Here is a 20,068-nt window from a genome sequence, read left to right as displayed (position 1 = left end):
GCGCCGCCTCAATGCACCGGGCCGGGCGGAGCGGCGAGCAGCTTTTCCATCGTGGTGTTGCCCAGCCAAACCCCGCCGCGCGACACGGTGTTGCGCTGCTTGGGGGTGAAGCCGCGCTTGCCGAAGAAATCCAGCGCGGTGTCGCTGGCGTCGACCGTGAGGCTGGTGGCACCGCGCGCGCCGGCCAGCCGCTCGATGGCGTCGTAGAGCAACCCGGCCACGCCCTCGCCGGCCACTTCAGGGCGAACATAGAGCATGTCGATCAGCCGGTTGTCGGCCAGAACGATGAATCCCACCGGCTCCCCGTCGCGGGTGGCGACCAGGGCGAGCTGCCCGGCGAGGCGGGCCGCCAGCGCTTCTTCGTCGGAAGCCGCCGCCGCCCAGGCTTCCTGCTGGTCGGAATCATAGTCCTCGCCGGTCAGCTCGAGGATCGCCGCCTCGGCAATGGCGGCCAGCAGCGGCACGTCACCCGGCAGCGCCGGGCGCAGCGCCGCAGCGGGGGGCCTCTCCGCTTGCCCGCTCATCGCTTCGGCTCCCAACTCGTGGTGCCGTCCTTGTTGTCCTTCAGCGCCACGCCGAGCGCCAGCAGTTCGTCGCGAATGCGGTCGGAGGCCGCCCAGTCGCGGTTGCGGCGAGCCTCGATGCGCTCATGGATACGCGCCTCGACCTCCTCGGCCGGGATGGAAAGCTCCGGCACGCGGGCGGCGGCCCATTCCTGCAACGGCGCCGCCTCGAAACCGAGGAAGGCCAGCGTGCCGGCCAGCGCCTTCTTGCCGGCATGGTCGCGCAGCGCGTGCATCTCGGCGATGGCCTTGGGGGTGTTGAGGTCGTCGGCCAGCGCTTCCAGCACCGCCGGCGCGGGGCGCGGATAGGCGTCGGGGGCGGCGGCGTCGAACCACTGCTCCAGCGTCTTCGCGCTCTCCTCCAGCCCCTTCACCGTCCAGTCGATCGGCTGGCGGTAATGGGTCTTCAGCATGTTGAGCCGCAGCACCGGGCCGGGCCAGTCGGCGAGCAGCTGGCGGATGGTGATGAAGTTGCCGAGCGACTTCGACATCTTCTCGCCTTCCACCTGCAGGAAGCCGTTGTGCATCCACACCTTGGCCATCAGGCCGGAATGGAAGGCGCAGCGTGACTGCGCCACCTCGTTCTCGTGATGCGGAAAGACGAGGTCGATACCGCCGCCATGGATGTCGAAGGTCTCGCCGAGATGCTTCCACGACATGGCGGAGCACTCTATGTGCCAGCCGGGCCGCCCCGGTGCGGTGATTCCCGCCGGCGAAGGCCAACCCGGCTCGCCGGGCTTGGACGGCTTCCACAGCACGAAGTCCATCGCGTCCTTCTTGTAGGGCGCGACATCGACCCGGGCGCCGGCCAGCATGTCGTCCAGCGGCCGGTTGGAGAGCTTGCCGTAATCGGGCATCGAGGGCACCGAGAACAGCACATGGTCCTCGGCCACATAGGCATGGCCGGAGCCGACCAGCATCTCGATAAGCTGGCGCATCTCGGCGATGTGCTCGGTGGCGCGCGGCTCGACGTCCGGGTGCAACACGCCCAGCGCCTCGAGGTCGTCGTGGAACTGCGCCTCGGTTGTGAAGGTCACCTTGGCGATCGCCTCGTTGAGGTCGAGGCCGGGATGCTCCGACGCGGCACGCGCGTTGATCTTGTCGTCCACGTCGGTGATGTTGCGCACATATTTGACGTGGTCGGTGCCGTAGAGGTGGCGCAGCAGCCGGTACAGCACGTCGAACACGATCACCGGGCGCGCATTGCCGATATGGGCGAAGTCGTAGACCGTCGGGCCGCACACATACATCCGCACCTTCGCCGGATCGAGGGGCGTGAACACCTCCTTGGTCCGCGAGAGCGTGTTGTAGAGCTTCAGCTCGGGAAGCGCCTGTGCGTTGGTGCCCGACATCATATTGCCTTCCGGATCCTGCCGCCCATGGTGAGGCGCGGCGCCGCGTCTGTCGTCCGTTTGGCCCGCCGCGTCAAGCCGAGCGAGGCATATCTGCGCATACGCCCGGACAGGCGGCCGAACGCACGACGGCCGCGCACAGGCCAGTTGACGGCGGCCGCCCCGCCGCGCTATCCCGCCGCATCGACGACGAGCGGGCGAAAAACGTTAAGGGTCGGTTCAAACCTTTTTGCCACATTCGCGTTGTCCTGCCGCCACCTTGTCGCCACCAACGAACGATCCCCACCATGATCGCGATGCCGCGCGCCTTCCGCCCAGCCCTGTTCGCCCTCGCCCTGTCGCTGGCGCCCGGCCTTGCCGTGGCTGACGAGAGCAACGGCATCTTCCTGGTCGACCTGTCCGATGGTTACGGCATCGACACCTGCATCGCCTCCGGCGCGCCCTGCGGCCAGGCGATGGCGGACGCCTGGTGCCGGGTGCATGATTTTAGCCGCGCCACCAGCTTCGGCATGGCACGCACCGATGCCACGCCGGTCAAGGCGAGGTCGACCCCGCTGCGTACCGCCGCCTGTGAGGGCGGCGCGTGCCAGGAAGCGGTCGCCATCACCTGCGCGCGCTGACGGCTCGGTCCGCTAAAGCTTCCTACCGCTGACCGGACGCGGGCCGGGGCTCATTTGAGATAATCGCCGCATTTCGGCGCCTCATTGGTCGCGCCCCAGGGCATGATCGGCACGGTCGAGGTCGAATTCTTCGGGCTACCCTCGATCAGCTTGTCGGAATAGACGAGATAGACCAGCACGTTGCGCTTGGCGTCGCAGCCCCGCACGATCTGCATCTTCTTGAAGATGAGCGAGCGGCTCTCGCGATAGACGATGTCGCCCTGCTCGAACTTGCGCTTGAAGGCGATCGGGCCGATCTGCCGGCAGGCGATCGAGATGTCCGATACTTCCTCGGCGACGCCCAGCATGCCCTTGACCCCGCCTCTCTCGGGCACGGTGTAGTGACAGGCGACGCCGTCGACGACGGGATCGTCGATGCCATAGGTGGCCAGCTTGTCGTCGGGGGTGAGGAATTTCCACACCGTCGACTTGCGGAAGATCAGGTCCGGCTCCTGGGCGCGCACCGGTCCGGCGGCAAAGCCGGCGGCCAGCACCAGAGCGGCAAGGGCAAGAGCGCGGAAGGCAAGAGCGCGGAAGGCGGGGGCGCGGAAGGCGCGGGTCATGCGTATGTGAACTCCGATCGGGACGCTCCGCATATGGGGGCGCGGGCAATGCGCGCAACGGGCGCCGCCGTGAAGGCAGGTGCCATCGACACCGCTTGCGCGCCGGACGGAAACCCGCTTCAAACTTTCGACAAGCTTGCCGTGCTCCTTGCGGCCTTCGCCCGATTCCGGCACACCGGTCCTGACCGACACCCGATAGCAGCCCTCATTGATGACAGTCCGCCGCCACCGCCTCGCTGCCCGCCTGCTCACCGTCGCGATGCTGGTCGCCTGGGCCGGTCTTGCCGGTGCGCAGGACTATCCTCCCGGCTATGACCCCGGCGGCTATGACGGCGGCGACCGCTCGACCTGCATCCGGCTGGAAGGCCAGCTCGCCAATCTCGACCGCGGCCGCGGCGGCGGGCAGCCCGATCTCGGTGCCGCCATCGCCCAGCAGCAGCAGGACATCGCCAACCTGTCCGCCCAGGTCCGGCAGATCGGCTGCGACAAGCGCGGCTTCCTCATCTTCCAGCCGCAACTGCCGCCGCAATGCGATTCGCTCAACCGCCGGCTGACCCAGGCGCGCTCCACCCTCGACCGCACCATGATGCAGGCGCGCGGGCAGCAGAGCGGCAATAACGAGCAGCGCCGCCAGCTCATCTACGCCCTCGCCCAGAACAATTGCGGCGCGCAGTACCAGGCCGCGCTCGGCCAGGGCAGCGGAGGTGGCGGCGGCTACGGCAACCAGAACAGGCGCCCGCGCAATTTCATCGAGCAGCTCTTCGGCGTGCCGCGCGAGGAAGCCGAACCGCTCGACGTGCAGCCGCTGGAAATGCCGAAGGTCTCCACCTACCGCACCGTGTGCGTGCGCACCTGCGACGGCTTCTTCTTCCCGATCTCCTTCGCCGCCACCCCGGCCAAGTTCGGCTCGGACGAGGCGCAGTGCCAGCGCCAGTGCCCCGGCACTGAGGCGCGGCTGTTCGCCTATCGCAACCCGGGCGAGGACATCAACCAGGCGGTCGGCATCAACGGCCAGCCCTACATGTCGCTGCCCACCGCGCTGCTGTTCAAGAAGGAATATGTCGCCGCCTGCACCTGCCGCCCGGCCGGCATGAGCTGGGCGCAGGCGCTCGGCGGGCAGGAAGACCAGACGCTGCGCAAGGGCGACATCGTCGTCACCGAGGACGCCTCGCGCGAAATGGCGCAGCCGCGCCCGGCCACCCCGCCGCCCGCCAAGAAGCCCTGACCGGCGGCGCCCTCAGGCGTTCTCGCCGCGCAGCCGCGCCGCTGCCTTCTCGCGGCCGATCAGTGGCAGCAGCGCCTTCATCTCCGGCCCGCTCTCGCGGCCGGTGAGCGCGAGGCGCAGCGGGTGGAACAGCGCCCGTCCCGCGCGGCCCGATGCCGGCTTCAGCGCGGCGATCCAGCGCGGATAGACCTCGCCGTCCCATGGCGTTTGCGGCAGCAGCGCGGCCGCCTGTTCGAGGAACACCGTATTCTCCGGCACGACCGCCGGGTCGACCGGCCCGTCCACCACGCGCCACCAGTCGGCGGCATCCGCCAGCCGATTGAGATTGCCGCGCACCGCGCGCCAGAAATCATCGCCGCCCCCGACACCGAGCGCCGCCAGCCGCCCGGCCACCGCCTCGAACGGCAGGTGGTGCAGCGTCGCCGCGGTGAGCGCGGACAGTTCGGCCGGGTCGAACCGGGCCGGGGCGCGGGATATCTTCGTGAAGTCGATCTTCGCCGCCAGCGCGTCGAGCCCGGCCACCGGCTCCACTGCCAGCGAGGTGCCGGTGAGCACGGCGAGCGCCGCCACGGCGAGGGATTCCTCGCCTTCCTCGCGCAGCGCGCGCAGGGAGAGATGGCCGAGCCGCTTGGAAAGCCCCTCTCCGCTCGGCAGGACCAGCAGGTTGTGGTGGCCGAAGCGCGGCACCGGCCCGCCCAACGCCTCGATGATCTCGATCTGGACGCCGCTATTGGTGACGTGGTCCTCGCCGCGCACGACATGGGTCACGCCCATCTCGATATCGTCGACCACCGAGGTCAGCGTGTAGAGATAGGAGCCGTCCTCGCGCACCAGCACGGGGTCGGAGAGGGTCGCGGTGTCGACGCCCTGCCGGCCGCGCACCATGTCGTCCCACACCACCTGCCGCCCGTCGAGCTTGAAGCGCCAGTGCGGCCGGCGGCCCTCGGCCTCCCACGCCGCGCGGGCCTCGCCGGTGAGCTTCAGCGCCGCGCGGTCATAGATCGGCGGCAGGCCGCGCCGGCGCCGCGACTGGCGCATCGCCTCCAGCTCCGCCTCGGTCTCGTAGGCGGGATAGAGCCGGCCGAGCGCCTTCAGCCGGGCCACCGCCGCGTCGTAGCGATCCAGCCGCCGCGACTGGTGCTCGACCCGGTCCGGGGCGAGGCCGAGCCAGGCGACGTCCTGCGCGATGGCCTCGGCGAAGGCTTCGCTGGAGCGCGCCGTGTCGGTGTCGTCATAGCGCAGGATGAAGGTGCCGCCCTCGCGCCACGCGAACAGGGCATTGTAGAGCGCGGTCCGCGCATTGCCGACATGCAGCAGGCCGGTCGGCGACGGGGCGAAACGCAGGACGGGAGGGGTGCTCATGATCGTCACACCGTCTCGCGAAACCGGTTGGTGATCGGATAACGGCGGTCGCGGCCGAAATGGCGCGCCGTCACCTTCACCCCGGGGGCTGCCTGCCGGCGCTTGTACTCGGCGAGGGCGAGCAGCCGCTCCACCCGCGCCACCAGCGCCGGCTCGAAGCCCTCGGCGACGATGTCGGCGAGCGGCATGTCGCGCTCCACCAGCCGCTCCAGTACGGCGTCCAGCACCTCATAGGGCGGCAGGCTATCCTGGTCGGTCTGATTGTCGCGCAATTCGGCGGTGGGCGGCTTGGCGATGATGTTCGCGGGGATCACGGTGCCGGATGGGCCGAGCGCCTCGGCCGGCTTCCAGCGGTTGCGCAGTTCGCAGAGCCGGAACACCTGCGTCTTGTAGAGGTCCTTCAGCGGATTGTAGCCGCCATTCATGTCGCCATAGAGCGTGGCATAGCCGGTCGACATCTCCGACTTGTTGCCGGTGGTCACGACCATGGCGCCGAACTTGTTGGACAGCGACATCAGCAGCGTGCCGCGCACGCGCGACTGCAGGTTCTCCTCGGTCACGTCGCGCGCCGTGCCCTCGAACAGCGGCGCCAGCACCGTCTCCAGCGCCTCCACGCCTTCGGCGATGGGGAGTATGTCGTAGCGCACGCCCAGCGCCTGCGCGACGCCGGCCGCGTCGGCGAGCGATTCCTCGGACGTGAAGCGATAGGGCAGCATCACGCAGTGCACGCGCTCCGGCCCCAGCGCATCGACCGCCATGGCGGCGGCGAGGGCGGAATCGATGCCGCCGGACAGGCCCAGCACCACGCCGGGAAAGCCGTTGTTCTCGACATAGTCGCGCAGGCCCAGCACGCAGGCGGCATAGTCGGCCTCGTCGCCCTGCAGCAGCGGCGCGCGCGCGCCCTCCTCGCAGCGCCAGCCATCGGCCCAGCGCTCCCAGCGGGTGAGGCGCGTGCGCTGCTGGAAATTGGGCAGTTGCACCGCCAGCGAACGGTCGGCATTGAGCACGAAGGAGCCGCCGTCGAACACCAGTTCATCCTGCCCGCCGACCTGGTTGACATAGGCGAGCGGCAGCCCGCTCTCGACCACCCGCGCCACGGCGACGTTCAGCCGCTCGTCCTGCACGCCGCGCCGATAGGGCGAGCCATTCGGGATCAGCAGGATTTCCGCGCCGGTCTCGGCGAGGCACTCGATCACGTCCTGCGACCAGACGTCCTCGCACACCGGCACGCCGAGCCGCACGCCGCGAAAGGCGATCGGCCCCGGCATCGGGCCGGGAGCGAACACCCGCTTCTCGTCGAACACGCCATAATTGGGCAGGTCCACCTTGTAGCGCGCGCCGGCGACCCGGCCGGCGTCGAGCAGCAGCACGGCGTTGTGGAGCTTGCCGCCGGCCAGCCACGGCGCGCCGAGAAGCAGCGCGGGCCCGCCATCGGCGGTCTCGGCCGCCAGTTGCTCCACCGCCCGCCGGCAGGCGGCCTGGAAGGACGGCTTGAGCACGAGATCCTCGGGCGGATAGCCGGACAGGAACAGCTCGGTGAAGACGACGAGTTCGGCCCCCTGCCCGGCCGCCAGCGCCCGCGCCTCCCGGACCTTCAGCGTATTGCCGGCGATGTCGCCGACCACCGGGTCGAGTTGCGCGAAGGCGATGAGAAGCTGGTCGGCGGGGGCCGTCGGGGAGGATGCGATCGACATGGGCGTGATGTAGCCTTCCGCTCGATCCGCCGCAATCGCCGCTAGCCGGCGACGCTCAGTCCCAATCCACGCCGGGCACACGAACGGCGGCGGTGAGGAAGCCTTCCTTGCGCACCGCCATCGGCAACAGCCGTTCCAGCCCGTGCATCAGGGTGCCGTCGTCGGGGATCGGTTCGGCGGGATAGTCCTCCCAGCCCAGATCGAGCCCGAGATAGCCCGCCATCGCCGCCGGGCGAATGGCGAACATGTTGCCGACGGGGAAGTCGACATAGGTGCCGGGCGGCTCGGTCAGCGCCAGATCAGCCCGCAATTGTTCGACGATGCGGTCGTTACGCGCCCAGTTAACCAGGTGCGAATCCTCGGGATAGACGAGGCCGACATCCGAATGCGCCTCCAGATGGGCGAGCACCGTGTCGAGCATGGGATGGCCGCCGCCGATGAGGTTCTCCCACAGGAACGTCCGCCAGGGGTCGCCGATGGCACGGCGGCGTCCCTTGGTCTTCTTGCCGTGGACATGGAAGAACACGTCGTAGCCCCCCTCCGTCAGCACGTCGCGCAGCCCTGTCAGGAAGGGGCCGACGTCACGGCCGAGATTGGGCACCACGTCGATGCGGACAGCGGCGGGATAGTCCGCCGTCATGGCGCGCAGCTCGCCGGCCTTGGCCGGCGTGTCGGTGGTGAGGAAAAGGTCCGGCCGCGAGGCGTTGACCCGGATCCGGTCGAGCATCTCCGGCAGCAGGTCCGGGTAGAAGAAGTGGCTGTGCAGGCCGACCTTCAGCCGGCTGGCGGCCGGTGCCTGCAGCGGCCCGACCACGGGCACCGCCCACGGTCCCGGCGGCATGCCGCTCGCGATCCAGTGCGAGAGCGGGTAGCGCCGCTGATCGAAGCACGCCACCGGATGGTGCTCGGCATAGATCAGCGGATGGAAGCCGGAATAGGGACGCAGTACCAGTTGCCGGTTCAGGCGACGCTTCAGAAGCGTCATCCGCCGCCACATGGTGATCCGCTCTTCCAGCTTCTGTTCGGCACCGACCTCGCCGGGCGGGTCGTCGTAGCGAGGGATCGTCAGGAGTTCCAGCCGCTCCGATCTGGTGGCCAGGATGATCGCAAGCTCGTTGTCCACCTCCTCGCCGATCTCGCGGCCGATGGCGGCCACCTTCTCCGCGCCTGCATCCCGCGGTGCCTCGATGGCGAGCATCCGGCGGCGTGCGGCGAAGCGCGGCATGGCCACCAGGGCGGCTTCGCGTGCGGCGGACGAAGGAAAGACGATGGCGCTTGCGCGCTCCAGCACCCGTTCCAAGACCAGTCCGGCGGCCCCGTTCCGGGAAGCCTCGGCGTCGGCCGGATCGACCACCGCGACCACCGGGATATTGCGCTGTTCCATCGCATCCGCCGCGTCGGCCGCCCCCAGCCCCAGAGTGACGGCGAAGAGCGGCCGGTCGTCCGCCGCCCGCAGCGCCAGCGCGTCGAGCAGCACCGCCCGGGAAGCCGGCGCGCCGGCAACATCCACCGGCACCACCGGGGCGGGAAGTTCGCCGCCCGCTTCGCCGTCGAGCAGCAGAACCGCTACCGCATGGTCGCGCGCCAGGCGGGCGATCAGCGGCGGCGCCATAGCCACGCCCCGCTCGGCCACCACGAAAACCCGACGCCTGCCATCCGTCGGCGGCGCAGGGAACGGCAGGTCGGCGACGAGCGGCGGCAGGTTGGCGTCCGCCTGTTCGAGCCAGGCGGCGAAGGAGCGCCGGGGGCGGCCCGGTTCCTTGAAGACGATGCCCTCCATGCCGGGCCGCGGACGCTGATAGGCATCGAACAGCAGCGAACGAAGCAGCGCGCGCGGCCGCCCTTCGGCGTCGAACAGCAGGCGGCCCAGGAGACGACCGGTCTTCTGGCTGGTGGCCGTGATCCAGCGCCGCAGTTTGCTGCGCTGCTTCGGCACGAAATAGGCGCGCCCGCGCGGGCGGCGAGCCGGGCCCGGTACGGGAGATGCCGGTTCCGGCAGAGGGATGTCGGGACGGGTCATGACACTCCGGGCGGGCCGATGCGGAAGATCTCGTGTTCTCCGCCGGGCCTTCCGGCAGGGGCGCGGCCGGCGGAGAACGCTCCCGGAGTTCTACTGAGCCGCGCCGGCGAAGGCCAGTACCTCGACCGGCAAACTCACTCCGCCGCGATGTCGAAGACCTTGCGCGGCCGGCTTCCCCAGCGGTGAAGTTCCAGAACTGCGGCGCGCAGCCCCTCGCCCTCGGCGGTGAGGCGGTAACCGACCTGCGGCGGCACGGTGGGGTAGACCGTGCGCGAAATCACGCCATCCGCCTCCAGCTCGCGCAGCGCCTTGGCGAGGATGCGCGCGGTGACGTTGGGCATGCGCCGGCGCAGCTCGTTGAAGCGCAGCTCGCCCGACAAGAGGTGATAGACGATGCCGCCCTTCCATTTGGCGCCGATGATCTCCAGCGCCGCCTCGACCGGGCAGCCCTCACCGCACACATAATCCTGATGGCGCCTCGCCATGGCCGGTCTCCGCTTCGGGCACCTTGAAATCTAGGTCGTCCGGCGCCTTGGTGAAAGGGACTTACATTTTCGATACCTGCCGACAATTTCGTGCGTTCTTGCGCTGGCGGCCGGCATCGCGACATCTGGAGCCGGAATAGCAACGCGAATTGGCGCGCGCTCCGGGCGCGGCGCGGGAGACCATCATGAAAGCCGTCGGCTATATAAAGTCGCTTCCGATCACCGAAGAGCGGGCACTGTTCGATTTCGAGGCCGAGGCCCCCGCCCCCGGCCCGCGCGACCTGCTGGTGCGGGTGAAGGCGGTCTCGGTCAACCCGGTCGACACCAAGGTGCGGATGCGCCGCGCCGGCAGCGAGGGCGCGCCGGTCATCCTCGGCTGGGACGCCGCCGGCGTGGTCGAGGCGGTCGGCGCCGAGGTCACGCTGTTCAAGGCCGGCGACGAGGTGTTCTATGCCGGCGACCTCAACCGTCCCGGCACCAATGCCGAGCTTCACCTCGTGGACGAGCGCCTCGTCGGCCACAAGCCGACCTCCCTCGGCTTTGCCGAGGCCGCCGCGCTGCCGCTGACCTCGCTCACCGCGTGGGAAGGCCTGTTCGACCGGCTGCAGGTGCCATTGGGCGGCGGCGACGGCGCCAGCCTGCTCGTCATCGGCGCGGCCGGCGGGGTCGGCTCGCTGGCGGTGCAACTCGCCCGCCAGTTGAGCCGCGTCACCGTCATCGGCACCGCCTCGCGGGCGGAGAGCCGCGCCTGGGTGGAAGGCCTCGGCGCCCATGCGGTGATCGACCATTCCCGTCCGCTGAGCGAGGAACTCGACGCGGCCGGCCTCGGGCTGGTCGACTACACCTACACCCTTACCCACACCGACACGCACTGGGCGGAAATCATCAAGGCCGCCAAACCGCAGGGCCGCATCGCCATCATCGACGATCCGGCGACGCTCGATGCCCTGCCGCTGAAGGGCAAGAGCCTGTCGCTGCACTGGGAACTGATGTTCACCCGCTCGCTGTTCCAGACCCCGGACATGATCCGTCAGCACGAGATTCTGAACGAGGTCGCCCGGCTTGTCGACGCCGGCACGCTGCGCACCACGCTGGGCGAGCATTTCGGCTCCATCAACGCCGCCAATCTCACCCGCGCCCACGCGCGTCTGGAAAGTGCGCGCTCGATCGGCAAGATCGTGCTGGAAGGCTGGGACTGAGGCTCGGCGCTCATTCTCCCCGGGCCACCGGCTCCGGGGAGATCGCCGGCAGGCGGTAGGGGCTGGCGAACCGCATGTACCGGAGGTCGAGCACCCGCTCGATGAGACCGTAGCGCAGCCGACGCAGGAGCCCTCTGCACTTGCGGGGGCGCAGATTGCGGTAATAGGAGATTGCCGACCGGCGGCGCCACAGCTCGGCCTGCCAAGTAGGCGCATCGAAATCGCCCCGCGCGGCACCCAGGATCAACGCCTCGAGCAGCCCACTTTCCTGAACATATTCAGTGACGTGGTGGTCGCTGAAATAGCTGTACAGGGGAACGATAGCCACTTCCCGGCGCAGCAATTCCACATGCCTCCGATCCGTGTTGTAGGGATCGTAGACCACGTAGCAGGTCGCCTCCCGGCGCGGGGCCAGCCTGTCCCAGACCAGGGCCGGATTGTCGGGCGCCCAACGCTTCTCCCACCCCGCGCGCGCAGGATCGATGCTCGCCTGCGGGGAAAGCGCGATTACGGTGTCAGCGCCGAGCCAGCTGGAGAACCGCAGCGCGGCATAGCCGCCCATGCTGGACCCGTAGGCGACAACCCGGGTCGCCTGCGGGATGTCGGCACGTATCTGTGCCACCGCCGCCTGCATCTCCGGGTATTGGTACCAGTCATTGGCCCGGCACATGACATGGTAGGCGGTATGGCCGCGCTTGTCGAAAAACGCCTCGCCAAAACCGTGTCGCGCCGGCTCCCGGACATTCAGCATCGGTTCGAAGGTGACGAAAACGGGGCCGCCGGGCCGCCCCGGCACCTTCACCACCTGAAGGTTGTCGGATTCGAAGATAGCCTGCCGCACCGCTACGCCCTCACACGGCGCGGTCGGGCGCCAGCCCCGCCGCGTTGTCGGTGCCGCCCGCGCCGAGCCGGCGTTCGAGCAGGTGCTCGATCAGCACATAGCGCAGGCGACGGAACAGGCCGGTGGCCTTGCGGCGCCTTATCTTCGCGTAGGTCGCCGAGTTCAGGCGGTGCTGCCAGATGCGGCGCTCGAACCGCGCGGCGTCGAACCGGCCTTCCGCGATATCGAGCACGGCGCTGTCCAGCAGGCCGCATTCATTCACATAGGAAATGGAGGCATGGCCGCTGAAATAAATGCGCACGAGGTCGAGATCGGCCTCGCGCGCGAGGCCGCGAATATGCCGGCGGTCCTGGTTCAGCGGGTCGTAGAAGATGTATTTCACCGCCTCCTTGCGCGGCTTCTGGCGGTCCCAGATCACCGAGCGGCTCTCCGAGCCCCAGCGCCGCTCCCACCACACCCGCCAGCGGTCGATGCTGTACTGCGGCGAGAAGGCGATCACCGCGTCGGCGCGCAGCGGTTCGGAGAAGCGATAGGCGGCATAGCCACCCATGCTCATGCCATAGGTGACGACGCGCGCGCCCTCCGCGATGTCGGCCCGCACGCGGGCCAGCGCTTCCGGCATTTCCGGGTATTGATACCAGCAATTGCCGGCCGGCATGAAATGGTAGGCGGTGCGCCCGCGCGTCTCGAAGAACGACTCGCCGAACGCCAGCCGGTCGTCCGGCCGGTCGGGCCGCAGCGATTCGAAGGTCACGAAAACCGTGTCGTCGCTCCGGCCAGGAACCTTGACGACCTTGAGGTTCTCGCTCTCGAAGATGACCTGACGCACGCCGCAACTCCCGCTGGCCGCGGGGCGGCCCTCTTGCGAGCGGCCAAACTACCGAGCCGTGAGGTCAGCGGACAATCACAATTTCCGAAGATTGCGGAATTCGCGCCCGATTGCGGCAAATCGGTCGCAACCTTGCCGAAGGCTTCCCCTCTATCCGAACCGATCCACGATGTCGGCGACGATGCGCCGGAACAGCCGGCCGCGCTTGCGGGCGCGCTTGTCGCGGTAGAGCGCCGAACGATCGAGGCGGGCGGCCAGTTCCCGCTGGAAGGCACCGGCCTCGAAACGGTTCTCGGCGACGTCGAGCACCGCGCGGCCGAGCAGCCCGCACTGCATCAGCACGGTGACGGAGGCGTGCCCGGCATAGGGAACGCGCACCCGCACCACATCGGCCACGCGTTCGAACAGCCGGACATGGTGGCGGTCGCGATTATGCGGGTCGTAGAACAGAATGATCGGCACCCCGCGCGGCGCCATCAGGTGTTCCCACAGGATCTGGCGCGGCCGGTCGAACAGCCGGTCCCACCTCTTCTCCCAGGGCACGATCCGGGGGTCGATGCTGTATTGCGGCGAGAAGGTGAGGATGCGCGAGACGCCCAGCAGCCCGGCGAAGCGGATCGCGGCATAGCCGCCCATGCTGACGCTGTAGGCGACGATGTGCGTGCCGGGGGCGATATCGGCCCGCACCGCCGCCAGCACCTGCTCCATCTCCGGGTACTGGAACCAGAAATTGTCGTTGGCGAGAAAGTGGTAGGCCGGGAAGCCGTTGTCCTGCAGGAACTTCTCGGCGAAGCCCGCGCGGTCCGGGTCATGGTCGAGCTGATGCGCCTCGAAGGTGACGAACACCACGTCGCTGCGCGTGCCGTTCGTGCGCACCACGCGGACATTCTCGGTGTCGAGGAAAATCTGGCGTCCGGCCTGGCCCTGCGGCACGCGGGCTACCTCCCGAATGAAAACACCGCGGCCCACAGGTCGCGGTGTTTTCTGGTTTCTCTCGCGCGGTCGGCAAAGCCCCCGTGTAAAGGAGCCCGCCCGCCTTACTCGGCCGCCTCGAAGGCCGGGCGCACCCGGCCCGAGCGCTCCTGCTTGAGCAGTTCGGCGACGAGGAAGGCCATCTCGATCGCCTGCTCGGCATTGAGGCGCGGGTCGCAATAGGTGTGGTAGCGGTCCTTGAGGTCCGCATCCGAGATCGCCCGCGCGCCGCCGGTGCATTCGGTGACGTTCTTGCCGGTCATCTCCAGATGCACGCCGCCGGCATAGGTGCCCTCGGCGGCGTGGACGGCGAAGAAGTCCTTCACCTCGCTCAGTATCTTGTCGAACGGGCGGGTCTTGTAGCCCGAGCCGGCCTTGATCGTGTTGCCGTGCATCGGGTCGCACGACCACACCACGGAGCGCCCCTCGCGCTTCACCGCGCGCACCAGCCCGGGGAGATTGTCGAACACCTTGTCGGCGCCGAAGCGGGCGATCAGCGTCAGCCGTCCCGGCTCGTTTTCCGGGTTCAGCAGGTCGATCAGGTTGATGAGATCGTCCGGCTTCAGCGAAGGGCCGCACTTCAGCCCGATCGGGTTCTTCACGCCGCGGCAGTATTCGATATGCGCATGGTCCGCCTGGCGGGTGCGGTCGCCGATCCAGATCATGTGGCCGGAGGTCGCGTACCAGTCGCCGGTGGTGGAATCCACCCGCGTCAGCGCCTGCTCATAGCCGAGCAGCAGCGCCTCGTGGCTGGTGAAGAAATCGGTGGTGCGCATCTCCTGGTGGCTTTCCGCGTCGAGCCCGATGGCGCGCATGAAGTCGAGCGCCTCGGTGATGCGGTCGGCCAGCGCCTGGTAGCGGCCGGACTGCGGTGAGTCCTTGATGAAGCCGAGCATCCACTGATGCGCGTTGCCGAGGCTGGCATAGCCGCCATTGGCGAAGGCGCGCAGCAGGTTCAGCGTCGCCGCCGACTGGCGGTACGCCTCGATCTGGCGGCGCGGATCGGGAATGCGCGCTTCCGGCGTGAACTCGATGTCGTTGACGATGTCGCCGCGATAGGACGGCAGTTCCACCCCGTCCACGGTCTCCATCGGCGCCGAGCGCGGCTTGGCGAACTGGCCGGCGATGCGCCCGACCTTCACCACCGGCGAGGCGCCGGCATAGGTCAGCACCACCGCCATCTGCAGGAAGACGCGGAAGAAATCGCGGATGTTGTCGGCCGAATGCTCGGCGAAGCTCTCGGCGCAGTCGCCGCCCTGCAGCAGGAAGGCTTCGCCATTGGCGACCTTGGCGAGCTGGCGCTTCAGCCGCCGCGCCTCGCCGGCGAAGACGAGCGGGGGAAAGGAGGCGAGCTGACGCTCCACCGAAGCCAGGGCTCCGGCGTCCGGATAATCCGGCACCTGCTGAACGGGCAGTGCCCTCCAGCTATCCGGCGTCCAGCGATCAGACATGACGGCCTCCAACGAGCTCAACACGTCGCCGGGGCTCGTCCCCGGCGGAAAGGCGGGCCTTATACACCCAAGCATCCCGGCAAGACCAGAGGCGGCGAGCGGTGCGTCATTGCAGCCGCGCCCTCCCCCCTTTGCGGCCTACAGCGCCGGTGTCGCCTCGGCGGAGGCTTCGGGCAGCGGGTCGCTGGTGGCGTGCTTGGCCCGCAGCGTCACCAGTTCCTCGGCGCTGGAGGGGTGCAGCGCCATGGTGCGGTCGAAATCGGTCTTGGTGGCGCCGACATTCATCGCGATCGCCGCCATCTGCACCATCTCGCCCGAGCCCTCGCCAATGAGGTGCACGCCGAGCACCCGGTCGTCGGCCTGGTCGACCACGATCTTCATGAAGACGCGCGAGGTGCGGCCCGAAAGCGTCGCCTTCAGCGGGCGGAAATCGGTCTGGTAGATGTCGAGCCGCCGGCCCTGTGCCCGTGCTTCCTGCTCGCTCAGCCCGACCGTGCCGATCTCCGGCTCGGCGAACACGGCGGTGGGAATGTTGTCATAGGTGACATGCCAGGGGTGCTTGCCGAACACGGTGTCGGCGAAGGCATGGCCCTCGCGGATGGCGACGGGGGTCAGGTTCGCCCGGTTGGTCACGTCGCCGACCGCGTAGATCGAGGGAATGTTGGTGCGCGAGAGGCCGTCGACGGCGATGGCGCCGGCCTCGTCGAGATGCACGCCCACCGTATCGAGGCCGAGGCCGATCGTGTTCGGCACCCGGCCGATGGCCAGCATCACCTCGTCGGCGAACAGGTCGCGCCCGTCATTCAGGCGCACGCGCTTCTCCGAGGCTTCCGCGTGGATGCTCTCGATGGTGACGCCGAATTCGAACTCCACCCCGTTCTGCGCCATCTCGTCGACGATGCGGTCGCGGATGTCCTCGTCGAAGCCGCGCAGCAGCTTGTCGCCGCGGTGAACCACCGTGACCTTCGCGCCGAGACCGGCCAGCAGGCTGGCGAACTCCAGCGCGATATAGCCCGCCCCCTGGATGACGATGCGTTCCGGGAAGCGTTCGAGATGGAAGATCTCGTTCGAGGTGATACCCAATTCGCAGCCGGGGAAGTCGAGCCCGCGATTGGGCCGCCCGCCGGTGGCGATGAGGATGAAACGCGCCGTGACCTCAGTCCCGTCGGCAAGGCGCACCGCGTGCGGTCCTTCCACGGTGGCCCGCTGGCGCACGATCTCGACGCCGGAGCGGTCGAGATTGGCGCTGTAGGCGCCTTCCAGCCGGGTGATCTCCTTGTCCTTGTTGGCCACCAGCGTTGCCCAGTCGAAGCGCGCGCCCTCCACGCTCCAGCCGAAGCCGGCGGCGTCCTCGAACTCATGGGCGAAGCGGGCGGCATAGACGAACAGCTTCTTGGGCACGCAGCCGCGAATGACGCAGGTGCCGCCCATGCGGTATTCCTCGGCGATCCGCACCTTCGCCCCATGGCCCGCCGCGATGCGCGCGGCGCGCACCCCGCCCGAGCCGCCGCCGATGACGAACAGGTCGACGTCGAACTGGTCCATGAGAGGCTTCCCCCGCTGCGTTGCCGATTGCCTCAGGCATGTCGCCCCGCCAGCCGCGCGCGTCAAGACGGTGCATGGCTGGGGTGCGCAAACTCTCATCCTTCCGGCGAACTCGACACGAGGGGTGCCCCCGCTTTAGCTTCGCACTCCGCGTTGCAAGCGGCGGCCAGCGTCGAACGTGCCGCCGCCCTGTTCCTGGGAGGAAACCATGAAGCATCTGTTCAGCGGGGCGCTGCTCGCCACCGCCGTCGCCGTCGCCCCGTTCGGCGCGGCGTTTGCCGAAATCAACGAACTGAAGATCATCGCCCCGGCCGCGCCCGGCGGCGGCTGGGACCAGACCGCCCGCTCGATCCAGCACGTGCTGCAGTCCGACAAGCTGGTCGAGAACGTCCAGGTGCTGAACGTGCCCGGCGCCGGCGGCACCATCGGCCTCGCCCAGTTCGTGAATTCCAGCAAGGGCGACCCGAATGTGATGATCGTCGGCGGCTATGTCATGGTCGGCGCCATCATTACCAACAGGTCGCCGGTGACCCTTGCCGAGGTGACCCCGATCGCCCGCCTCACCGGCGAGTACGAGGCCATCGCGGTGCCGGCGAATTCGCCGCTGAAGTCGCTGGCCGATCTGGTCGCGGCGCTGAAGGCCGACCCGCAGAAGGTGTCCTGGGCCGGCGGTTCGGCCGGCGGCACCGACCACATCACCGCCGGCCTGTTCACCAAGGCCATCGGCATCGATCCGCGCAAGGTGAACTACATCGCCTTCTCCGGCGGCGGCGAATCGCTGGCCTCGATTCTCGGCGGCAAGGTGACGGTCGGCATTTCCAGCCTGTCGGAATATGACGCGCAGGCGAAGGCCGGCAAGCTGCGCATCCTCGGCGTGTCCAGCGCCGAGCGCCTGCCGGAAGCGCCCGACGTGCCGACCTTCAAGGAGGCCGGCATCGATGTCGAGATCCAGAACTGGCGCATGATCGCTGCCGCGCCGGGCATCACGGCGGAGCAGAAGCAGGAACTTTCGCAGACCATCGAGAAGATGGTGAAGTCGAAGGCGTGGACCGAGATGCTGGCGCAGAAGGGCTGGGCCAACACCTATCTGTCGGGCGCGGCGTTCGATGCCCAACTCGCCAAGGACATCGCCGCCACACAGACCATCCTGAAGGACATCGGCCTCGCCCAGTAAGGGCGCATCCCGGATCTCTCCAACGCTCCCTCGCGGCATGCCGCGGGGGAGTCTTTCGTTCCGACCGCCCCGGAGCCCACCGATGAGCGATTCCCGCCCCACTTCCACCGCCGGGCCCGACAAGGCCCGCTTCGTCATTGCCTTCGCCCTCGCCGTGCTGGCCCTCGTGGTTGGCTGGGATGCGTGGCGGCTGTCTGGAATCAACACCTATTCGGCCGTTGGACCGGAAGCGTTTCCCGCCATCATCGCCGCCGGGCTCGCGCTTCTGGCGCTGGCCAATGCCGTCGAGGCGGTGCGCGAGGGCGCGCAGGACCGCCCGCGCGACGAAGCGGGGCCGATGGCCTGGGTGCTGGCGGGGCTGATCGGCCAGATCGTGCTGCTGGCCTTCGGCGCCGGCTTCGCCATCGCCACCGGCTGGCTGTTCGCCGCCACCGCCAAGGGCTTCGGGCGCGGGCCGCTGTGGGGGCATTTCCTCGCCGGCGCGGCGATGTGCTTCGTCATCTACGTCGTCTTCGCCAAGGGGCTGCAGCTCGCGCTGCCGGCCGGCCCGCTCGAACGGCTGATCTGAGGAGCCCCCGATGGACACGTTTGCCGCCCTCAGCCAGGGCGTGATGGTCGCCCTGCAGCCGATGAACCTGCTCTTCGCCTTTGTCGGCGTCATGCTCGGCACCGCGGTGGGCGTGCTGCCCGGCATCGGTCCGGCGCTGACCGTCGCGCTGCTGCTGCCGATCACCTTCAAGCTCGACCCGGCCGGCTCGCTGATCATGTTCGCCGGCATCTATTATGGCGGCATGTATGGCGGCTCCACCGCCTCGATCCTGCTCAACACGCCGGGGGAAAGCGCCTCCATCGTCACGGCGCTGGAAGGCAACAAGATGGCCCGCGCCGGGCGCGGCGGGCCGGCGCTCGCCACCGCCGCCATCGGCTCCTTCGTCGCCGGCACCATCGCCACCATCGGCCTCGCGCTTATCGCCCCGACCATCGTCGACCTCGCCATCTCCTTCGGCCCGGAGGATTATTTCGCGCTGATGGTGCTGGCCTTCACCACGGTGTCGGCCGCTTTCGGCTCCTCGGTGACGCGCGGCCTCACCAGCCTGTTCATCGGCCTGTCGCTCGGCCTGATCGGCATCGACCTGCAGAGCGGGCAGGCCCGCCTGTCCTTCGGCGTGCCGGACCTGCTCGACGGCGTGGAAGTAACCACGCTCGCGGTCGCGCTGTTCGCCATCGGCGAAACGCTCTCCGTCGTGGCGGCGGGCGCGCGCGCCGACGAGATCATCGAGCCGGTGAAGGGCTCGGTGTTCATGAACCGGGAGGACTGGAAACGCTCCTGGAAGCCGTGGCTGCGCGGCACCTTCCTCGGTTTCCCCATCGGCGCCATGCCGGCCGGCGGGGCGGAAATCCCCACCTTCCTGTCCTATGCGCTGGAAAAGCGGCTGTGCCGGAAGCCGGGCGAGTTCGGCAATGGCGCCATCGAGGGCGTTGCCGGGCCGGAGGCGGCGAACAACGCGGCGGCCGCCGGCGTGCTGGTGCCGCTGCTCACCCTGGGGCTGCCGACCTCGGCGACCGCCGCCATCATGCTCGCCGGCTTCCAGCAATACGGCATGAATCCCGGCCCGCTGCTGTTCGCCACCAATCCGGACCTCGTCTGGGGTCTGATCGCCAGCCTGTTCATCGCCAACGGCATGCTGCTGGTGCTGAACCTGCCCCTCGTCGGGCTGTGGGTGCGGCTGCTGGCCATCCCGCGCCCCTGGCTCTATGGCGGCATCCTGGTCTTCGCCACGCTCGGCACGCTGGGGGCCAACCCGTCGCTGGTCGAACTCGGCATGCTTCTGGTCTTCGGCCTGCTCGGCTATGTGCTGCGCCGCTACGACTACCCGATCGCGCCCGTGGTGGTCGGCCTCATCCTCGGCCCGCTGGCCGAGCAGCAGTTGCGCCGCGCGCTCGCCATCAGCGTCGGCGATCCGCTGGTGCTGTTCCAGAGCCCGGTGGCGCTGACGCTCTACGTGCTCTCCGCGCTGGCGCTGTTCGGGCCGCTGCTGTTCTACGTCATCACCGGTCGCAAGGCGCCGGTCGGTGCCGACGAGGACTAGGGAACACCTCGCCGGCTCAGGCGCTTGAACGAAAATGCCCGGCG

Annotated in this window: 18 protein-coding genes; 6 read left to right on the top strand and 12 right to left on the bottom strand. The window is 68.9% G+C overall.

Translation table 11 applies throughout. From position 1 onward, the window contains the following. Nucleotides 1-8 precede the first annotated feature (8 nt). Entirely contained in the window at nt 9-524 is a 516-nt protein-coding gene (locus KHC23_RS05160; protein ID WP_213370167.1) for a GNAT family N-acetyltransferase, read from the bottom strand. Further along, nucleotides 521-1,915 carry a cysteine--tRNA ligase gene (gene cysS / locus KHC23_RS05155; protein WP_213370227.1) on the bottom strand — a complete coding sequence of 465 codons (1,395 nt, stop codon included), beginning with the start codon at nt 1,913-1,915 and terminating at the stop codon, nt 521-523. The genes KHC23_RS05160 and cysS overlap by 4 nt, the downstream gene beginning before the upstream one ends. Nucleotides 1,916-2,202: 287 nt before the next feature. Between cysS and KHC23_RS05150 the strand changes: the two genes are divergently transcribed. Beyond that, complete coding sequence (locus KHC23_RS05150) at nt 2,203-2,535, top strand: hypothetical protein (protein ID WP_213370165.1); 333 nt, start codon at nt 2,203-2,205, stop codon at nt 2,533-2,535. Nucleotides 2,536-2,585: 50 nt separating this feature from the next. On the opposite strand, the gene KHC23_RS05145 is transcribed toward KHC23_RS05150, so the two are convergent. Beyond that, a complete protein-coding gene (locus tag KHC23_RS05145; RefSeq protein WP_213370163.1) occupies nt 2,586-3,137 on the bottom strand; it encodes a CreA family protein in 552 nt (183 codons plus the stop codon). Between the two features lie 211 nt (nt 3,138-3,348). Between KHC23_RS05145 and KHC23_RS05140 the strand changes: the two genes are divergently transcribed. Beyond that, on the top strand, nt 3,349-4,362 hold the full coding sequence (locus KHC23_RS05140; protein WP_213370161.1) for a DUF2865 domain-containing protein: 1,014 nt from the start codon (nt 3,349-3,351) through the stop codon (nt 4,360-4,362). A gap of 12 nt (nt 4,363-4,374) precedes the next feature. Here the strand turns inward: KHC23_RS05140 and KHC23_RS05135 are convergent, their stop codons facing one another. From KHC23_RS05135 to KHC23_RS05120, 4 genes are all read right to left on the bottom strand, one after another. After that, nucleotides 4,375-5,724: a glutamate--tRNA ligase gene (locus KHC23_RS05135; protein ID WP_213370160.1), complete on the bottom strand. Its 1,350-nt coding sequence runs from the start codon at nt 5,722-5,724 to the stop codon at nt 4,375-4,377. Between the two features lie 5 nt (nt 5,725-5,729). Continuing rightward, complete coding sequence (locus tag KHC23_RS05130; RefSeq protein WP_213370158.1) at nt 5,730-7,418, bottom strand: NAD+ synthase; 1,689 nt, start codon at nt 7,416-7,418, stop codon at nt 5,730-5,732. 55 nt (nt 7,419-7,473) lie between these two features. Beyond that, nucleotides 7,474-9,438: a rhamnan synthesis F family protein gene (locus tag KHC23_RS05125; protein ID WP_213370156.1), complete on the bottom strand. Its 1,965-nt coding sequence runs from the start codon at nt 9,436-9,438 to the stop codon at nt 7,474-7,476. Nucleotides 9,439-9,572: 134 nt separating this feature from the next. Further along, nucleotides 9,573-9,923, bottom strand: coding sequence for a winged helix-turn-helix transcriptional regulator (locus KHC23_RS05120; RefSeq protein ID WP_213370153.1), 351 nt, complete (start codon nt 9,921-9,923; stop codon nt 9,573-9,575). Between the two features lie 185 nt (nt 9,924-10,108). Between KHC23_RS05120 and KHC23_RS05115 the strand changes: the two genes are divergently transcribed. Continuing rightward, a complete protein-coding gene (locus KHC23_RS05115) occupies nt 10,109-11,122 on the top strand; it encodes a zinc-binding alcohol dehydrogenase family protein (RefSeq protein WP_213370152.1) in 1,014 nt (337 codons plus the stop codon). A gap of 10 nt (nt 11,123-11,132) precedes the next feature. On the opposite strand, the gene KHC23_RS05110 is transcribed toward KHC23_RS05115, so the two are convergent. The 5 genes from KHC23_RS05110 to gor all read right to left on the bottom strand — a co-directional run bounded on the left by KHC23_RS05110 (nt 11,133) and on the right by gor (nt 16,760). Further along, nucleotides 11,133-11,963: an alpha/beta fold hydrolase gene (locus tag KHC23_RS05110; protein ID WP_213370150.1), complete on the bottom strand. Its 831-nt coding sequence runs from the start codon at nt 11,961-11,963 to the stop codon at nt 11,133-11,135. Nucleotides 11,964-11,973: 10 nt separating this feature from the next. After that, nucleotides 11,974-12,792: an alpha/beta hydrolase gene (locus KHC23_RS05105; protein ID WP_213370148.1), complete on the bottom strand. Its 819-nt coding sequence runs from the start codon at nt 12,790-12,792 to the stop codon at nt 11,974-11,976. A gap of 150 nt (nt 12,793-12,942) precedes the next feature. Continuing rightward, nucleotides 12,943-13,725, bottom strand: a complete 783-nt coding sequence (locus KHC23_RS05100) for an alpha/beta hydrolase (RefSeq protein ID WP_213370146.1) — start codon at nt 13,723-13,725, stop codon at nt 12,943-12,945. Nucleotides 13,726-13,829: 104 nt separating this feature from the next. Continuing rightward, nucleotides 13,830-15,215, bottom strand: a complete 1,386-nt coding sequence (locus KHC23_RS05095) for a class II 3-deoxy-7-phosphoheptulonate synthase (RefSeq protein ID WP_213370145.1) — start codon at nt 15,213-15,215, stop codon at nt 13,830-13,832. A gap of 138 nt (nt 15,216-15,353) precedes the next feature. Then, a complete protein-coding gene (gene gor / locus KHC23_RS05090) occupies nt 15,354-16,760 on the bottom strand; it encodes a glutathione-disulfide reductase (protein ID WP_213370143.1) in 1,407 nt (468 codons plus the stop codon). A 208-nt stretch (nt 16,761-16,968) separates the two neighbouring features. Here gor and KHC23_RS05085 point away from each other — a divergent pair, with 208 nt between their 5' ends. The 3 genes from KHC23_RS05085 (at nt 16,969) to KHC23_RS05075 (ending at nt 20,024) form a co-directional block, all read left to right on the top strand. Next, complete coding sequence (locus KHC23_RS05085) at nt 16,969-17,934, top strand: Bug family tripartite tricarboxylate transporter substrate binding protein (protein WP_213370141.1); 966 nt, start codon at nt 16,969-16,971, stop codon at nt 17,932-17,934. An 82-nt stretch (nt 17,935-18,016) separates the two neighbouring features. Beyond that, on the top strand, nt 18,017-18,502 hold the full coding sequence (locus KHC23_RS05080) for a tripartite tricarboxylate transporter TctB family protein (RefSeq protein WP_213370139.1): 486 nt from the start codon (nt 18,017-18,019) through the stop codon (nt 18,500-18,502). 10 nt (nt 18,503-18,512) lie between these two features. Continuing rightward, nucleotides 18,513-20,024 carry a tripartite tricarboxylate transporter permease gene (locus tag KHC23_RS05075; protein ID WP_213370137.1) on the top strand — a complete coding sequence of 504 codons (1,512 nt, stop codon included), beginning with the start codon at nt 18,513-18,515 and terminating at the stop codon, nt 20,022-20,024. Nucleotides 20,025-20,068: the final 44 nt, after the last annotated feature.

The organism is Ancylobacter dichloromethanicus, from assembly GCF_018390645.1.
Classification (GTDB): Bacteria; Pseudomonadota; Alphaproteobacteria; order Rhizobiales; family Xanthobacteraceae; genus Ancylobacter; species Ancylobacter dichloromethanicus.
The sequence above is the reverse complement of the archived record's forward strand: the minus strand, read 5'-3'. Positions and strand labels throughout refer to the sequence as shown.

What these genes read in the sequence shown, in the direction of transcription:
- KHC23_RS05160 (WP_213370167.1), bottom strand. Translation starts at nt 524, where the DNA reads ATGAGCGGGCAAGCGGAGAGGCCCCCCGCTGCGGCGCTGCGCCCGGCG.
- cysS (WP_213370227.1), bottom strand. Translation starts at nt 1,915, where the DNA reads ATGTCGGGCACCAACGCACAGGCGCTTCCCGAGCTGAAGCTCTACAAC.
- KHC23_RS05150 (WP_213370165.1), top strand. Translation starts at nt 2,203, where the DNA reads ATGATCGCGATGCCGCGCGCCTTCCGCCCAGCCCTGTTCGCCCTCGCC.
- KHC23_RS05145 (WP_213370163.1), bottom strand. Translation starts at nt 3,137, where the DNA reads ATGACCCGCGCCTTCCGCGCCCCCGCCTTCCGCGCTCTTGCCTTCCGC.
- KHC23_RS05140 (WP_213370161.1), top strand. Translation starts at nt 3,349, where the DNA reads ATGACAGTCCGCCGCCACCGCCTCGCTGCCCGCCTGCTCACCGTCGCG.
- KHC23_RS05135 (WP_213370160.1), bottom strand. Translation starts at nt 5,724, where the DNA reads ATGAGCACCCCTCCCGTCCTGCGTTTCGCCCCGTCGCCGACCGGCCTG.
- KHC23_RS05130 (WP_213370158.1), bottom strand. Translation starts at nt 7,418, where the DNA reads ATGTCGATCGCATCCTCCCCGACGGCCCCCGCCGACCAGCTTCTCATC.
- KHC23_RS05125 (WP_213370156.1), bottom strand. Translation starts at nt 9,438, where the DNA reads ATGACCCGTCCCGACATCCCTCTGCCGGAACCGGCATCTCCCGTACCG.
- KHC23_RS05120 (WP_213370153.1), bottom strand. Translation starts at nt 9,923, where the DNA reads ATGGCGAGGCGCCATCAGGATTATGTGTGCGGTGAGGGCTGCCCGGTC.
- KHC23_RS05115 (WP_213370152.1), top strand. Translation starts at nt 10,109, where the DNA reads ATGAAAGCCGTCGGCTATATAAAGTCGCTTCCGATCACCGAAGAGCGG.
- KHC23_RS05095 (WP_213370145.1), bottom strand. Translation starts at nt 15,215, where the DNA reads ATGTCTGATCGCTGGACGCCGGATAGCTGGAGGGCACTGCCCGTTCAG.
- gor (WP_213370143.1), bottom strand. Translation starts at nt 16,760, where the DNA reads ATGGACCAGTTCGACGTCGACCTGTTCGTCATCGGCGGCGGCTCGGGC.
- KHC23_RS05085 (WP_213370141.1), top strand. Translation starts at nt 16,969, where the DNA reads ATGAAGCATCTGTTCAGCGGGGCGCTGCTCGCCACCGCCGTCGCCGTC.
- KHC23_RS05080 (WP_213370139.1), top strand. Translation starts at nt 18,017, where the DNA reads ATGAGCGATTCCCGCCCCACTTCCACCGCCGGGCCCGACAAGGCCCGC.
- KHC23_RS05075 (WP_213370137.1), top strand. Translation starts at nt 18,513, where the DNA reads ATGGACACGTTTGCCGCCCTCAGCCAGGGCGTGATGGTCGCCCTGCAG.